The following is a 14,875-nucleotide window of genomic DNA, read 5'->3' as shown; positions in this document are numbered from 1 at the left end:
CATGGCCGCCCCCTTGTTTGCCGTGAATGGAGTCTGGCACCCATGAACTTTTCAGAAATGCTCAACATCGGCCTCATGCAGGGCTTTGCGGGCCTGAGCCTGTTTGCCGTGCTGCTGCTCATGGGCCTGGGGCTGGCCATCATCTTCGGGCAGATGGGCGTGATCAACATGGCGCATGGCGAGTTCATGACCATCGGCGCCTACACCATCTACCTGGGCTCCACGCTCGCGTCGACGCATGCGCCGCAGCTGGTGGCCTACTATTTTCCGGTGGCCATCGTGGCGGCCTTCGGCTTTGCCTTTGCCGCGGGCTGGCTGGTGGAGTGGGGGCTGATCCGCCACCTGTACAAGCGCCCGCTCGATACGCTGCTGGCCACCTGGGGCATCAGCCTGGCGCTGCAGCAGTGCTTTCGCACCTTCATCGGCCCCAAGGAAGTGAGCCCCACCTTGCCCGACTGGCTGCTGGGCTCGTGGGCGCCCGTCGAGGGCCTGGACATCCCCATCAACGGCATGTTCGTGCTGGGCCTCACGGCGGTGGTCACGTGCGGCGTGCTGCTGGCGCTGCACCGAAGCCGCTGGGGCCTGCGCGTGCGTGCCACGGTGGCCAACCGCGTGATGGCCAATGCCACGGGCATCGATACGCAAAAGACCGACCGTCTGACTTTCGCCATTGGCTGCGGCATTGCCGGCGTGGCGGGCGCGGCCTTCACCACCATCGGCTCCACGGGGCCGACCTCGGGCTCGCTCTACATCGTGGATGCGTTCCTGGTCGTCACCTTCGGCGGCGCGGCCAGCCTGCTGGGCACGGTGGTCTCGGCCTTCGGCATCGCGCAGACGCAGTCGATCACCGAGTTCTTCCTGGCCGGCTCCATGGCCAAGGTGATCACGCTGTCGCTGATCGTGCTGATCCTGATGGTGCGGCCGCAGGGCCTGTTCGCCTCCAAGGTGCGCCGCTGAGCATTTGTCGATTTCACCCTGAGTTCACCGGAGTCACTTCATGAATGCCCTCAAAGCCTGGATCCAGCGCTACCAGCTCGCCAGCCTGGTGCTGCTCACCGTGCTGCTGGCCGTGGTGCTGCCACTGGCGCTCGACATCTTTCGCCTGAACCTGGTCGGCAAGTACCTCACCTACGCCTTCGTGGCCATCGGCCTGGTCATGGTCTGGGGCTATGGCGGCGTGCTCAGCCTGGGGCAGGGCGTGTTCTTCGGCCTGGGCGGCTATGCCATGGCCATGTTCCTCAAGCTTGAAGCCTCCGACCCGGTCAGCACCAAGATCCAGTCCACCCCCGGCATTCCCGACTTCATGGACTGGAACCAGATCACCGAGCTGCCCGCGCTCTGGGTGCCGTTCAAGAGCCTGCCGTTCTCGCTGGCGGCGGTGATCGTGGTGCCCACGCTGCTGGCCTTTATCGTGAGCTTCGCCATGTTCAAGCGCCGCGTGGGCGGGGTGTACTTCGCCATCATCACCCAGGCCGTGGCGCTGATCTGCACCGTGCTCATCATCGGCCAGCAGGGCTACACCGGCGGCGTCAACGGCATGACCGACCTCAAGACCCTGTGGGGCTGGGACACGCGCACCGACAGCGCCAAGTACATCCTGTACTACGTGTGCGTGGCGTTGCTGGTGCTGTCCATCGTGCTGTGCCGCTTCATCCAGACCAGCAAGCTCGGCACCCTGCTGCTGGCCATGCGCGACAAGGAAGACCGCGTGCGCTTTTCGGGCTACGACGTGGCCAACTTCAAGGTCTTCACCTTTTGCCTGGCCGCCGCGCTGTCGGGCATCGGCGGCGCGCTGTTCTCGCTGCAGGTGGGCTTCATGTCGCCGAGCTTCGTGGGCATCGTGCCCTCCATCGAGATGGTGATCTATGCCGCCGTGGGCGGGCGCATGAGCCTGGTGGGTGCGGTCTACGGCACCTTGCTGGTGAATGCGGGCAAGACCTATTTTTCCGAGAGCTTTCCCGACCTGTGGCTGTTCCTCATGGCGGCCCTGTTCATCGGCGTGACCATGGCCTTCCCCATGGGACTGGCCGGCCTGTGGGAGAGCCACATCGTGCCCTGGTGGAAGGGCCGGCGCGAAGCGCTGCGCCAGGCCTCGATGCGGGCGCCAGCACCGGTAAGCCGCCCGCCCGCCGACACCGAACCCGCCGCCCCGGCAGTGCGTGCGCCGGGCCTGCCCGAAGGCACCAGCAGCCAGAGCGCCTGAGCGCACCCCGCACCCGGAGCACCCTTCATGAGCAACACCGACTTCGCCCTGGCCGTGGAAGAACTCACGGTCTCGTTCGACGGCTTCAAGGCCATCGACGCCCTCACGCTGTACGTCGACAAGAACGAGCTGCGCGTGATCATCGGCCCCAACGGCGCGGGCAAGACCACGCTGCTGGACCTGATCTGCGGCAAGACGCGCGCCACCGGCGGCAGCATCAAGTTCAAGAATGAAGAGCTCACGCGCATGGCCGAACACAAGCGCGTGCGCCTGGGCATCGGCCGCAAGTTCCAGACGCCCTCGATCTACGAGAACCTCTCGGTGTTCCAGAACCTGGAGGTCTCGTATCCCTCGGGCCGCTCGGTGTTCGGTGCACTCGCGTTCCGCTGCACCCCGGCGGTGAAGGAGCGCGTGCAGGCCGTGGCCGACGACATCGGCCTCGGGGACAAGCTCGCCACCGAGGCCGGCCTGCTCTCGCACGGGCAAAAGCAGTGGCTGGAGATCGGCATGCTGCTGATGCAGGAGCCCGAGCTGCTGATGCTCGACGAGCCGATTGCCGGCATGAGCGCGCGCGAGCGCGAGCTCACGGCCGAGCTGCTGCAACGCATCTGCAAGAACCGCGCGGTGATCGTGATCGAGCACGACATGGAGTTCGTCAAGCGCATCGCGCACAAGGTCACCGTCATGCACCAGGGAAAGATCCTGGCCGAAGGCTCGATGGACAAGGTCCAGAACGACCCCAAGGTGATCGACGTCTACCTCGGCCACTGACCGGCCATCCCCCGCACAGGAGCACCCATATGTTGGAAGTCAAGGACCTGTTCGTGGCCTACGGCCAGAGCGAAGCACTGCACGGTATCTCGTTCTCGGGCCGGGCCAACGAGACCGTGGCCATCATGGGCCGCAACGGCATGGGCAAGACCACGCTGTTCAAGAGCCTCATGGGCGTGATGCCGGTCAAGAGCGGCAGCATCAGCGTGGCCGGCCAGGAGGTGACGCGTGACGAGAGCTTTCGCCGCGTGGCCAAGGGCATCGCCTACGTGCCCCAGGGCCGCATGATCTTTCCGACACTGACGGTGGAAGAAAACATCCAGACGGGCCTCGAAAACTCGAAGACGCGCGAGATCCCCGAGGAGATCTACGCCCTGTTCCCCGTGCTCTGGGACATGCGCCGGCGCAAGGGCGGCAACCTTTCGGGCGGGCAGCAGCAGCAGCTGGCGATTGCGCGCGCGCTGGTCACCGACCCCAAGGTGCTGCTGCTCGACGAACCTACCGAGGGCATCCAGCCTTCGATCATCAAGGACATCGCCCGCGCGCTCAACGAGATCCGCAAGCTGCGCCAGATCACCATCGTGGTCAGCGAGCAGGTGCTCTCGTTCGCCATGGACGTGGCCGACCGCCTGTTCGTCATCGAAGGCGGCCGCCTGGTACACGAGACCGCGCGTGCCGACACCGATCAGCAGCACATCAAGGCCTACCTTTCCGTCTGATCCTCTCTCCCGTCTCTTTTCGTTCCCCTTCCACAACCATCCAAGGAGCAACACGCCATGGCCGATACCCTGATCAAGGTGGACCTCAAGCAGTCCCCGTACGAGAACCCGCTGGTACACAACCGCTGGCATCCGGACATCCCCATGGCCGTTTGGGTGGAGCCCGGCGCGGAGTTCAAGCTCGAGACCTACGACTGGACTGGCGGCGCCATCAAGAACGACGACAGCGCCGACGACGTGCGCGATGTGGACCTGTCCACCGTGCATTTCCTGTCGGGCCCCGTGGGCGTCAAGGGTGCCGAGCCGGGCGACCTGCTGGTGGTGGACCTGCTCGACATCGGCGCGCGTGACGACAGCCTGTGGGGCTTCAACGGCTTCTTCTCCAAGAAGAACGGCGGCGGCTTCCTCACCGAGCACTACCCGCTGGCGCAAAAATCCATCTGGGACTTCCATGGCATGTTCACCAACAGCCGCCACATCCCGGGCGTGAACTTCGCAGGGCTGATCCACCCCGGTCTCATCGGCTGCCTGCCCGACCAGAAGATGCTCGACGCCTGGAACGCCCGCGAAGCCGAGCTGATCGCCACCGACCCCGATCGCGTGCCCGGCCTGGCGAATCCGCCCAATGGCGTGACAGCCCACATGGGCAAGCTGCAGGGCGAGGCCAAGGCCAAGGCCGCCGCCGAGGGCGCGCGCACCGTGCCGCCGCGTGAGCATGGCGGCAACTGCGACATCAAGGATCTCTCGCGCGGCTCCAAGGTGTACTTCCCGGTCTACGTGGAAGGCGCGGGCCTGTCGGTGGGCGACCTGCACTTCAGCCAGGGCGACGGCGAGATCACCTTCTGCGGCGCCATCGAGATGGCCGGCTGGGTACACATGAAGGTCAGCCTGATCAAGGGCGGCATGGCCAAGTACGGCATCAAGAACCCGATCTTCAAGCCCAGCCCGGTCACCCCCAACTACAAGGACTACCTGATCTTCGAAGGCATCTCGGTCGACGAATCGGGCAAGCAGCACTACCTGGACGTCACGGTGGCCTACCGCCAGGCCTGCCTGAACGCCATCGAGTACCTCAAGAAGTTCGGCTACAGCGGCGCGCAGGCCTATTCCATCCTGGGCACGGCCCCCGTGCAGGGCCACATCAGCGGCGTGGTCGACGTGCCCAACGCCTGCGCCACGCTGTGGCTGCCCACGGAGATCTTCGACTTCGACATCAACCCCACGGCCGCCGGCCCGGTGAAGATGCTCGACGGCAGCATCGACATGCCGATCTCGCAAGACAAGTAGCAAGGCAGGCCCGCCATGCCCACCTACGACTACGCCTGCGCCGACTGCGGCAACTTCGACGCGCTGCGCAGCGTCGCCCTGCGCAACGAGCCCTGCGCCTGCCCCGACTGCGGGGCGGCAGCGGCGCGCGTGTTCGCGCACGCACCGCACCTCGCCTGCGTGAGCCCCGAGCAGCGCCGCGCGCACGACACCAACGAGCGCGCCCAGCACGCCCCGCGCTCGTCCTCGCGCGATGGCGATGCCGGCAGCTACGGCCGGCTGCGCCATCCCTCGGGGTGTGGCTGCTGCAGCGGCGGTGCGAGCAAACGCGGCAGCACCGTCACGGCGCCCAACGGTGCGAAGACCTTCCCGTCCAAACGCCCCTGGATGATCAGCCACTGACGCGGCTTTGCCTTCAACCGGCTAACGTCGTTGGGGAGCCTTGCCGTGCTGAAGCACTGTCTGCGGCTCCCCGCCTAGTTATCCGGCTGAATGCCAACCCGCAGGAGGCGTCCAGGCTTCAGGATTTCCCAAGGAGAACACGCCATGATCCACGGCGATATTTCGAGCAGCAAGGACACCGTCGGCGTCGCGGTGGTCAACTACAAGATGCCGCGCCTGCACAGCAAGGCCGAGGTGCTGGAGAACGCGCGCAAGATCGCCGACATGCTGGTCGGCATGAAGACCGGCCTGCCGGGCATGGACCTGGTGATCTTCCCCGAGTACAGCACCCACGGCATCATGTACGACCGCCAGGAGATGATGGAGACCGCCACCACCATTCCTGGCCCCGAGACGGAAATCTTCGCGGCTGCCTGCCGCAAGGCCAAGGTCTGGGGCGTGTTCTCGCTCACGGGGGAACGGCATGAAGAGCATCCGCACAAGATGCCGTACAACACGCTGATCCTGATGAACGACCAGGGCGAGATCGTGCAGAAGTACCGCAAGATCATGCCCTGGACGCCCATCGAGGGCTGGTACCCCGGCGACCAGACCTATGTGAGCGACGGGCCCAAGGGCCTGAAGATCAGCCTCATCATCTGCGACGACGGCAACTACCCCGAGATCTGGCGCGACTGCGCAATGAAGGGCGCCGAGCTCATCGTGCGCTGCCAGGGCTACATGTACCCAGCCAAGGAGCAGCAGATCCTCATCAGCAAGGCCATGGCCTTCGCCAACAACACCTACGTGGCGGTGGCCAATGCGGCGGGGTTCGATGGCGTGTACAGCTACTTCGGCCATTCGGCGCTGATCGGCTTCGATGGCCGCACCCTGGGCGAGTGCGGCGAAGAGGAATACGGCGTGCAGTATGCGGCCCTGTCCACCAGCCTGATCCGCGACTTCCGCAAGAACGGCCAGTCCGAGAACCATCTGTTCAAGCTGCTGCACCGCGGCTATACCGGCATGATCAACTCCGGCGAGGGGGACAAAGGCGTGGCCGCCTGCCCCTACGGCTTCTACCAGCGCTGGGTGACCGACCCCGAGGGCACGCGCCAGGCGGTGGAAGCGCTCACACGCAGCACAGTGGGCACGGCGGAATGCCCCATCGATGGCATTCCGCACGCATAGGCCCGGGTCAGCGTCGCTCTGTGCCATCCCCCATCGGGAACGCCTGGAAAGCGCGCGTGAAGTCGCAGCAGGACTGGGCCAGCATGGTGATGGAAGACACCAACGCACTGCGGTGCTCGCCCTTGTACAGCGCCACGTAGGGCACGGGGGGCAAAGGAGGGTCCACCTCCAGCACGGCCAGCAGACCGGCGCTGATGAGCGGGTCCAGGCAGTGGCGCGGCAGGTAGCTCACACCCAGGCCCGAGATGGTCAGGCCGATCAGCGCGATCAGGTTGCTCACCACGATGGCGTCCGAGGGTTCGGCGCCCAGTTCCTTCATCCATGCGTCGTAGCGCCGGCCGGTTCCTGACGACTGCCCCTGCACCAGCAGCCGCTGGTGCGCGAGCTGGTGCAGGCGCACCGGGCCGGCGGGCAGCAGGCCGGGCTGGCACATCCAGGCGCTCTCCACCTGGCCCACGGCCTTGGCGGGCAGGCGCGCATCGGCAAACGCATCGGGCACGATGACCAGGTCCAGGTCATCGGCCAGCAGCTTGTCGCGCAGCGGCAGGCTGCCGTCCACGTCAGGCTCCAGCGTCACCTTGGGGTAGTGCTGCTGCACCAGCGCCACCAGCCGGGGCAGCCAGGTCATGGCCGTGAGTTCGGTCACGCCGATGCGCAGGCGCCGCTCTATCACCCCCGGCTTGCTGAACTGCTCCACCGCCGCATCGCGCTGGCGCAGCAGCTGGCGCGCGAGCACGAACATCTCTTCGCCCTTTTCAGTGAGCCGTGCGGTGCGCTGGCTGCGGTCGAACAGCGGGGTGTCGAACAGCTGCTCCAGCTCATGCACCCGTTTGGACACGGCCGACTGCGAGGTGTGCAGCTTGTGTGCCGCCTGGGCAAAGCCGCCCAGTTGGGCGATCCAGTACAGGGCTTCGAGCTGCTTGAAGGTCATCATGGGAGTGCGTGGCTTTCAAATCACTTTTATTCATGCAATTCGAGCACAAAAAATCGCTTTTTTTAAAGTAAGAGCAATTCCAGAATCCGTTCAAGCCCGCCACCGAATGCACTGACCGAGAGATTTCCGGTGGCGATCCTGGTCCCGTCGACCGCCCCGCTTTTCTGGAAAGACCGCCATGCACCTCTTCAAGATGTCTGCTCTCGCTGCATTGGGCGCCACCGTGCTGGTATCCGCTGCCATGGCGCAGGAAATCGACACCCTGCGCAAGATCAAGGAGAGCGGCACCATCCACATCGGTAACCGCGACAGCTCCGTCCCCTTCTCGTACAAGCCCACGGGCAGCGGCGACCCCGTCGGCTTTTCCAACGACATCTGCCTGAAGATCGTCGACGCCGTCAAGGCCAAACTCGGCCTGCCTGCGCTGCGGGTGCAGTACACCTTGCTCAATTCGCTGAACCGCATTCCGCTGATACAGAATGGCACCGTGGACCTGGACTGTGCCACCACCACCAACTCGGTGGTGCGCCAGCAGCAGGTCGCATTTGCGCCCAGCCACTTCGTCACCAACATCACTGTGGCGGTCAAGAAGAAGTCGGGCATCACCTCGCTGGCAGACCTGGCGGGCAAGAGCGTGGCGACCGTGGCCGGCAGCACCTCGATCCAGTTGCTGCGCAGCTTCCGCCGCACAGAAAACCTGGAGGTGCAGGAGATTTCGGGCAAGGACACTGCCGACGCCTTCCTGCTGCTGGCCAGTGACCGGGCCGTGGCCTACGTGCTCGACGACGTGCAGCTCGCAGGGCTGATCGCCGTGTCACCCAACCCTGGTGACTACGTGATCTTGAAGGACGTGGTGCTGCGCCAGGAGCCCTACGGCATCATGCTGCGCAAGAACGATGCGCCCTTTCAGGCGCTGGTGGACCAGACTGTCACGCAGCTCATGAAGTCCGGCGAGATGGAGCGCCTGTATGCGCGCTGGTTCACCCAGCCCATCCCGCCGAGCAATATCAACATCAACTTTCCGATGACCGATGCGGTGCGCGAGGCCTACCGCAACCCCAGCAACAAGGGCGTGTGATGGCTGCATCCCCTCTGACCCGGTATCCCGAAGGCCTGCTGTTCCCCGATGACCTGATGCGTGCGGTGCGCGAGCGTTTCCTGCAGGTGGAGCATGACCACCATGGGCGCGAGCGCCTGTATTTCGACAATGCGGGCGGCTCGCTGCGCCTGAAGGCCGCCGTGGAGCGCATGGGTCAGGTCGATGCCGTGCCCGACAACACCGAGCGCATCCACGAGGTGGCGCGCGAGCTGCAGGGCGTGCAGGCCACCGGTGCGGGCGACCTGCGCACATTGCTCAACGCGCAGGGAGGCAGCGTCTATGCGGCCCTGACGGCATCGGGCGCCATGTTCGACATGGTGCGCGCCGTGGCCGAGAACGTGCCGGGTACCAACATGGTCACCACGGTGCTCGAGCACCCCTCGTCCTTCGACGCCATGGAGCGCTACGCGCGCCAGACCGGGCGCGAGCTGCGCGTGGCCCCGAGCAACCCCGCCACCGGCGGTGTCGATGTGGATGCCATCGTGCGCCTGGTGGATGGGGGCACCTGCCTGCTCAACGTGATCTATGCGTCCAACATATCGGGCGCCAAGCTCGACATGGTGCAGATCGTGGAGCGCGCCCGCGCCGTGGAGCCCGACCTGTACATCATTGTGGACGCCGTGCAGCATGCGCCCCACGGCCTGATCGACCTGCAGGCCACGCCGGTGGATGGCATCAACATCGCGCCCTACAAGTTCTTTGGCTGCCGCGGCTCGGGCCTGGCCTGGCTGTCGGACCGCGCGGCCGCATTGCCCCACCACAAGCTGGCCGGCAAGGCGCCCGATTTCTGGGACCTGGGCAGCGCCGCGCCCTGGCAGTTCGCGGTGCTCACCGAAATCATGGACTACGTGTGCTGGCTGGGCGATGCCTCGGGTGTTGCCGCGCCCGGTGCCGCAGGCCGCCGCGAGCGCTTTGCTGTGGGCATGGAGCGCATCCTGCTGCACGAGCGCGCACTGCTGGCGCGCCTGCTCGACGGCAGTGCCGAGGTGCCCGGGCTGCGCGCCATGGAGGGCGTGCAGGTCTACCTGGACCATGGCGACCTGGCGCGGCGCGATTTGATCATCGCCATCGGCCTTTCGGGGATCGACTGCACCCAGGCGGTGCACGAGTACGGCCTGCGCGGCGTCACGGTGTACGAGCGCAGCGCGGCCAGCATCTACTCGCGGCGCATGCTCGAATCGTTCGGGCTGCAGGGCGCCGTGCGGGTCTCGCCGCTGCACTGCCACTCGCCCACGGATGTCGACCGGTTCCTGCACATCACGCAGGACATCGTGCGCGATGTCGCTGCGCGTTCGCTCGCGATTGTGTAGGCCGGGACAGCCATGGCCATAATGCGGCCCACATGGTGGCGCCTGCATCCCTTCTCCCTTCGTTTTTACCCCTGGCCTGCGCGTCCCTGACCGCCCTGGCCCTGCTGGCTGGCTGTGCGGCCCCGGCGCCCACCCCGCGCGGCGAGGTGAAGGGTGCGTCCACCACCACGGGCGAGCTGGCCCAGTCCGACCTGAACCGCATGGCCACGCTGGCCATGCGCGACAACCTGGCCAGCCTGACCCTGCTGATGGACAAGCTCTACCGCCGCAACCCGGCCGAGTGGCGCAAGGCGGGCGCGGCCAGCCGTGAGCAGGCCATGGAGCAGGTGCGCGCCGCCATCGATCAGCGCCAGCCCTGGGCGCCGCTGCAGGGCCGGCGCGACATTGCCGCCCTGGCGTTTGCACTGGCGCCCGAGTTCACGGGCGACCGGGTGGCCGCCTTCATTGTCGCCACGGCCGACATGCTGGTCACCGCGCATGGCGGCAAGACCGAGTTCTTTCTGCTCGACTCGCTCGACGCCCAGCACCTGTACAACGCCGCGCGCAACGTCGAATCGGCCGTGTGGCTGCTGTCCCAACGGCGCAATGCCGCAGGCCAGCCGCTGCTGTGGGCCGACGAGATCGGTCCCCAGGGGCGCAACCTGAGCTTCGAGCGCGAATTCGGCAAGGTCATCGCCCGCCTGGACCTGGTGGCGCTGGTGGTGACCGAAAAATACCGCCGCGCGGCCATCAGCTATGTGCAGGGGATCGTGGGGGGCACTTTCCTGCAATTCCTCCCCGTACGCTGAGCAGGTAAAATCATGCCTCCCCCGAGGAGCGTTGCAGCGGACCGCCCAGGCACACAGATGCCGGCTGTTCGTCAGGCTCGGGGCCGACCACCCCGCAACGACGCTCACCTACGTTACTGAACCGATTGCGCAGGTGAGTCTGATGTCCGCCCTTCCCATGCCCCCCCTGAAGCTGTCCGGCCTGGAGCCCGTCTCCATTGGCGAGGGCACGCTGTTCGTCAACATCGGCGAGCGCACCAACGTCACCGGCTCCAAGGCCTTCGCCCGCATGATCCTGAACGGGCAGTACGAGGAGGCCCTGGCCGTGGCCCGCCAGCAGGTGGAGAACGGCGCCCAGGTCATCGACATCAACATGGACGAGGCCATGCTCGACAGCAAGGCCGCCATGGTGCGCTTTCTGCAGCTCATCGCCTCCGAGCCCGACATCGCGCGCGTGCCGATCATGGTGGACAGCTCCAAGTGGGAGGTGATCGAGGCCGGCCTGCGCTGCGTGCAGGGCAAGGGCATCGTCAACTCCATCTCCATGAAGGAGGGCATCGACAAGTTCAAGCACGAGGCGCGCCTGGTGCGCCGCTACGGCGCTGCCGCCGTGGTCATGGCCTTCGACGAGAAGGGCCAGGCCGATACCTACGAGCGCAAGATCGAGATCTGCGAGCGCGCCTATCGCGTGCTGGTCGACGAGGTGGGCTTCCCGCCCGAGGACATCATCTTCGACCCCAACATCTTCGCGGTGGCCACCGGCATCGAGGAGCACAACAACTACGCGGTCGACTTCATCGAGGCCGTGCGCTGGATCAAGCAGAACCTGCCCGGCGCCAAGGTCTCGGGCGGTGTCTCCAACGTGAGCTTCAGCTTCCGCGGCAATGACCCGGTGCGCGAGGCCATCCACACCGTGTTCCTGTACCACGCCATCAAGGCCGGCATGGACATGGGCATCGTCAACGCCGGCATGGTCGGCGTCTACGACGACCTGGAGCCCACGCTGCGCGAGCGCGTGGAGGACGTGGTGCTCAACCGCCGCCCCGATGCGGGCGAGCGCCTGGTCGAGGTGGCCGAGACCGCCAAGAGCGGTGCCAAGGACGAGAGCAAGCGCCTGGAATGGCGCGGCACGCCCGAGTCCCCCAAGACCGTGGGCGAGCGCCTGTCGCACGCGCTGGTGCATGGCATCACCGACTTCATCGTCGAAGACACCGAAGAGGCCTACCAGGCCATCGTCGCCAAGGGCGGGCGGCCGCTGCACGTGATCGAAGGCCCGCTGATGGACGGCATGAACGTCGTGGGCGACCTGTTCGGCGCCGGCAAGATGTTTCTGCCCCAGGTGGTGAAAAGCGCGCGCGTGATGAAGTCCGCCGTGGCCCACCTCATCCCTTACATCGAGGAAGAAAAGCGCCTGGACGAGCTGGCCGGGCGCGACGTGCGCAGCAAGGGCAAGATCATCATCGCCACCGTCAAGGGCGATGTGCATGACATCGGCAAGAACATCGTCACCGTCGTGCTCCAGTGCAACAACTTCGAGGTGGTGAACATGGGCGTGATGGTGCCCTGCCACGAGATCCTGGCGCGCGCCAAGGTCGAGGGGGCCGACATCGTCGGCCTGTCGGGCCTGATCACCCCGAGCCTCGAAGAAATGCAGTACGTGGCCGGCGAAATGCAGAAGGACGAGCACTTTCGAATCAAGAAGATCCCGCTGCTCATCGGCGGGGCCACCACCAGCCGCGTGCACACCGCCGTGAAGATCGCGCCCCACTATGAGGGCCCCGTGGTCTACGTGCCCGATGCCTCGCGCAGCGTGAGTGTGGCCCAGAGCCTGCTGGGCGACGGCGTGGACCACTACGTGCAGGAGCTCAACGCCGACTACGACAAGGTGCGCACCCAGCACGCCAACAAAAAGCAGACCCCGCTGTGGTCGCTGGCCAAGATCCGCGCCAACAAGACGCCTGTGGACTGGGCCGCGTTCAAGCCCACCGTGCCGCGCGCGCTGGGCCGGCGCGTGTTCAAGAACTTCGACCTGGCCGAGCTGGCGCGCTACATCGACTGGGGCCCGTTCTTCCAGACCTGGGACCTGGCCGGCCCCTACCCCGCCATCCTGACCGACGAGGTGGTGGGCGTGGAGGCCACGCGCGTGTTCGCCGATGCGCAGGCCATGCTGAAAAAGATCATCGAAGGCCGCTGGCTCACCGCCAGCGGCGTGATGGGCCTGTACCCCGCCAACAGCGTGAACGACGACGACATCGAGTTCTACACGGACGAGACGCGGACCGAGGTCGCCATGACCTGGTACGGCATGCGCCAGCAGACCGAAAAGCACGTCATCGACGGCGTGACCCGCCCCAGCCGCTGCCTGGCCGACTTCGTCGCGCCCAAATCCAGCGGCATCGCCGACTACGCCGGCATGTTCGCCGTGACGGCGGGCCTCGGTATCGAGAAGAAGGAAAAAGCCTTCATCGACGCGCTCGACGACTATTCCGCGATCATGTTCAAGAGCCTGGCTGACCGCCTGGCCGAGGCCTTTGCCGAGTGCCTGCACCACCGCGTGCGCACCGACCTGTGGGGCTATGCGGCGGGCGAGCATCTGACCAACGACGAGATGATCGGCGAGAAATACGCCGGCATCCGCCCCGCGCCCGGCTACCCCGCCTGCCCCGACCACAGCGCCAAGAGCGCGCTGTTCAACGTGCTGCAGTGCGGCGAAGTCGGCATGACTCTGACCGAGAGCCTGGCCATGATGCCGGCCGCCAGCGTGAGCGGCTTCTATTTGGGCCACCCCGAGAGCACGTACTTCAGCGTCGGCAGGATCGGCGAGGACCAGCTGCACGACATGGCCCAGCGGCGGGGCATGGACGAGGCCGTGCTGGCGCGGTTGTTGGCACCGAACCTGTAAAAACAACCCTTCCTTCGAGGGGCTGCCTGTCGTGCGTCAGGCGACGATTGTTCCGCTCACTTCGCCCAGGCCGATGCGCACGGCGCCTTCGCGCTCGCACCAGCCCTTGAGGATCAGCGTATCGCCGTCTTCGAGGAAGCTGCGCTGCTCGCCGTTGGGCAGCGTCACGGGCTGCTTGCCGCCACCGGTCAGCTCCAGCAGCGAGCCAGCTTCGCTGGCCTCGGGGCCCGAGAGCGTGCCGGATCCCATCAAATCGCCGGGCTGCAGGTTGCAGCCGTTCACCGTGTGGTGCGCCACCAGCTGCGCGGGCGTCCAATAGGCGGCGCGCTGGGTGTTGGTCAGCGCCAGGCGCACGGCGGGTTCGCCGGCTTCGCGCATGCGGGCGGTCTGCAGCAGCACCTCCAGCGCAATGGTGAAGGCGCCCTGGGCGCGGTTGCCGGGTGAATCGAGGTAGGGCAGGGGCTGCGGGTCGGCCGCGTCGCGCTCGAAGGGGGCACGGAACGGCGCCAATGCCTCCATGGTCACCACCCAGGGCGAGAGGGTGCTGGCGAAGTTCTTCGACAGGAAGGGGCCCAGCGGCTGGTATTCCCAGCCCTGGATGTCGCGCGCGCTCCAGTCGTTGAACAGTGCCACGCCGAACAGGTGCTGCTCCGCCTGGCCGATGGAGATGGGCTCGCCCTGCGCATTGCCCTGGCCGATGAACCAGCCCAGCTCCAGCTCGTAGTCCAGGCGCTTGCAGGGGCCGAGTACCGGCGCGGCGGCCTCGGGCGCCTTGGTCTGGCCTTGCGGGCGCTTCACGCGCTGGCCGCTGATGCCGATGGACGAGGCGCGGCCGTGGTAGCCGATGGGCACCCACTTGTAGTTGGGCAGCAGCGGGTTGTCCGGGCGGAACTGCTTGCCCACCGTGGTGGCGTGGTGCACGCTGGTGTAGAAGTCGGTGTAGTCGCCGATCTGGCAGGGCACGGCCATCTCGGCATCGGCCTGGGGCGACAGCGCCTGGGACCAGGCAGCCTGTTGGGGGCTGCCTTCGCGCAGGCCTTCGGACAGCTTCTGGCGCAGGGTCATGCGCTCGGCCGGGCTTGCGGCCATCAGCGCGTTCATGTCGTTGGAGGCGGTAAGGCCCACGGCCTGCAGGTCCAGGATCTGGTCGCCGATGGCCACGCCGATGCGCAGCGCGTCGCCGCTGCCCGCCTTGCGGTAGCGGCCGAAAGGCAGGTTCTGGATGGGGAAATCGCAGCCCGCCGTGTTGGCGGATGCGACCCAACTGCGCAGATGGGTGCCGTGGGTGGCATCAAGGGTAGTGGTCATGGTCACGGTGCTAAGAAAAAGGGGGTA

The 14,875-nt window shown here is 66.3% G+C and carries 13 protein-coding genes and 1 riboswitch; of the genes, 11 read left to right on the top strand and 2 right to left on the bottom strand.

Translation table 11 applies throughout. The annotated features are described in order from the left end of the window. Positions 1-42: 42 nt before the first annotated feature. The 7 genes from urtB (at position 43) to ASE28_RS11970 (ending at position 6,528) form a co-directional block, all read left to right on the top strand. A complete protein-coding gene (gene urtB / locus ASE28_RS12000) occupies positions 43-957 on the top strand; it encodes an urea ABC transporter permease subunit UrtB (RefSeq protein WP_057266749.1) in 915 nt (304 codons plus the stop codon). 40 nt (positions 958-997) lie between these two features. Further along, positions 998-2,203, top strand: a complete 1,206-nt coding sequence (gene urtC / locus ASE28_RS11995) for an urea ABC transporter permease subunit UrtC (RefSeq protein ID WP_057266748.1) — start codon at positions 998-1,000, stop codon at positions 2,201-2,203. A gap of 27 nt (positions 2,204-2,230) precedes the next feature. Beyond that, complete coding sequence (urtD, locus tag ASE28_RS11990) at positions 2,231-2,974, top strand: urea ABC transporter ATP-binding protein UrtD (RefSeq protein WP_057266747.1); 744 nt, start codon at positions 2,231-2,233, stop codon at positions 2,972-2,974. A 29-nt stretch (positions 2,975-3,003) separates the two neighbouring features. Next, the gene (gene urtE, locus ASE28_RS11985; RefSeq protein ID WP_057266746.1) at positions 3,004-3,693 is read left to right on the top strand and encodes an urea ABC transporter ATP-binding subunit UrtE; all 690 of its coding nucleotides are present in this window, start codon (positions 3,004-3,006) and stop codon (positions 3,691-3,693) included. 57 nt (positions 3,694-3,750) lie between these two features. Continuing rightward, positions 3,751-4,980 (top strand): formamidase, encoded by a 1,230-nt coding sequence (fmdA, locus tag ASE28_RS11980; protein ID WP_057266745.1) that lies wholly within the window; start codon positions 3,751-3,753, stop codon positions 4,978-4,980. Between the two features lie 15 nt (positions 4,981-4,995). Further along, positions 4,996-5,361: an FmdB family zinc ribbon protein gene (locus tag ASE28_RS11975; RefSeq protein WP_057266744.1), complete on the top strand. Its 366-nt coding sequence runs from the start codon at positions 4,996-4,998 to the stop codon at positions 5,359-5,361. Positions 5,362-5,505: 144 nt separating this feature from the next. After that, positions 5,506-6,528: an aliphatic amidase gene (locus ASE28_RS11970; RefSeq protein ID WP_057266743.1), complete on the top strand. Its 1,023-nt coding sequence runs from the start codon at positions 5,506-5,508 to the stop codon at positions 6,526-6,528. Between the two features lie 7 nt (positions 6,529-6,535). Here ASE28_RS11970 and ASE28_RS11965 read toward each other — a convergent pair whose 3' ends face one another. Further along, positions 6,536-7,459 (bottom strand): LysR family transcriptional regulator, encoded by a 924-nt coding sequence (locus ASE28_RS11965; RefSeq protein ID WP_057267277.1) that lies wholly within the window; start codon positions 7,457-7,459, stop codon positions 6,536-6,538. Between the two features lie 181 nt (positions 7,460-7,640). On the opposite strand from ASE28_RS11965, the gene ASE28_RS11960 reads away from it, so the two are divergent. The 4 genes from ASE28_RS11960 (at position 7,641) to metH (ending at position 13,540) form a co-directional block, all read left to right on the top strand. Next, entirely contained in the window at positions 7,641-8,540 is a 900-nt protein-coding gene (locus tag ASE28_RS11960; protein ID WP_057266742.1) for an amino acid ABC transporter substrate-binding protein, read from the top strand. After that, on the top strand, positions 8,540-9,871 hold the full coding sequence (locus tag ASE28_RS11955; RefSeq protein ID WP_057266741.1) for an aminotransferase class V-fold PLP-dependent enzyme: 1,332 nt from the start codon (positions 8,540-8,542) through the stop codon (positions 9,869-9,871). Before ASE28_RS11960 ends, ASE28_RS11955 begins: the two co-directional genes overlap by 1 nt. Before the next feature lie 32 nt (positions 9,872-9,903). Then, entirely contained in the window at positions 9,904-10,659 is a 756-nt protein-coding gene (locus ASE28_RS11950) for a hypothetical protein (RefSeq protein WP_057266740.1), read from the top strand. A 17-nt stretch (positions 10,660-10,676) separates the two neighbouring features. Next, a riboswitch (S-adenosyl-L-homocysteine riboswitch) is annotated at positions 10,677-10,772 on the top strand. A gap of 29 nt (positions 10,773-10,801) precedes the next feature. Continuing rightward, complete coding sequence (gene metH / locus ASE28_RS11945) at positions 10,802-13,540, top strand: methionine synthase (RefSeq protein ID WP_082608051.1); 2,739 nt, start codon at positions 10,802-10,804, stop codon at positions 13,538-13,540. 36 nt (positions 13,541-13,576) lie between these two features. Here the strand turns inward: metH and fahA are convergent, their stop codons facing one another. Continuing rightward, positions 13,577-14,848 carry a fumarylacetoacetase gene (gene fahA, locus ASE28_RS11940; protein WP_057266739.1) on the bottom strand — a complete coding sequence of 424 codons (1,272 nt, stop codon included), beginning with the start codon at positions 14,846-14,848 and terminating at the stop codon, positions 13,577-13,579. Between the last annotated feature and the right edge of the window lie 27 nt (positions 14,849-14,875).

Origin of the sequence: Acidovorax sp. Root219 (assembly GCF_001428665.1) — a bacterium.
Classification (GTDB): domain Bacteria; phylum Pseudomonadota; class Gammaproteobacteria; order Burkholderiales; family Burkholderiaceae_C; genus Acidovorax.
Note: the sequence above shows the minus strand (reverse complement) of the source record. Positions and strands in the feature narration are given on the sequence as shown.

What these genes read in the sequence shown, in the direction of transcription:
- urtB (WP_057266749.1), top strand. Translation starts at nt 43, where the DNA reads ATGAACTTTTCAGAAATGCTCAACATCGGCCTCATGCAGGGCTTTGCG.
- urtC (WP_057266748.1), top strand. Translation starts at nt 998, where the DNA reads ATGAATGCCCTCAAAGCCTGGATCCAGCGCTACCAGCTCGCCAGCCTG.
- urtD (WP_057266747.1), top strand. Translation starts at nt 2,231, where the DNA reads ATGAGCAACACCGACTTCGCCCTGGCCGTGGAAGAACTCACGGTCTCG.
- urtE (WP_057266746.1), top strand. Translation starts at nt 3,004, where the DNA reads ATGTTGGAAGTCAAGGACCTGTTCGTGGCCTACGGCCAGAGCGAAGCA.
- fmdA (WP_057266745.1), top strand. Translation starts at nt 3,751, where the DNA reads ATGGCCGATACCCTGATCAAGGTGGACCTCAAGCAGTCCCCGTACGAG.
- ASE28_RS11975 (WP_057266744.1), top strand. Translation starts at nt 4,996, where the DNA reads ATGCCCACCTACGACTACGCCTGCGCCGACTGCGGCAACTTCGACGCG.
- ASE28_RS11970 (WP_057266743.1), top strand. Translation starts at nt 5,506, where the DNA reads ATGATCCACGGCGATATTTCGAGCAGCAAGGACACCGTCGGCGTCGCG.
- ASE28_RS11965 (WP_057267277.1), bottom strand. Translation starts at nt 7,459, where the DNA reads ATGACCTTCAAGCAGCTCGAAGCCCTGTACTGGATCGCCCAACTGGGC.
- ASE28_RS11960 (WP_057266742.1), top strand. Translation starts at nt 7,641, where the DNA reads ATGCACCTCTTCAAGATGTCTGCTCTCGCTGCATTGGGCGCCACCGTG.
- ASE28_RS11955 (WP_057266741.1), top strand. Translation starts at nt 8,540, where the DNA reads ATGGCTGCATCCCCTCTGACCCGGTATCCCGAAGGCCTGCTGTTCCCC.
- ASE28_RS11950 (WP_057266740.1), top strand. Translation starts at nt 9,904, where the DNA reads ATGGTGGCGCCTGCATCCCTTCTCCCTTCGTTTTTACCCCTGGCCTGC.
- metH (WP_082608051.1), top strand. Translation starts at nt 10,802, where the DNA reads ATGTCCGCCCTTCCCATGCCCCCCCTGAAGCTGTCCGGCCTGGAGCCC.
- fahA (WP_057266739.1), bottom strand. Translation starts at nt 14,848, where the DNA reads ATGACCACTACCCTTGATGCCACCCACGGCACCCATCTGCGCAGTTGG.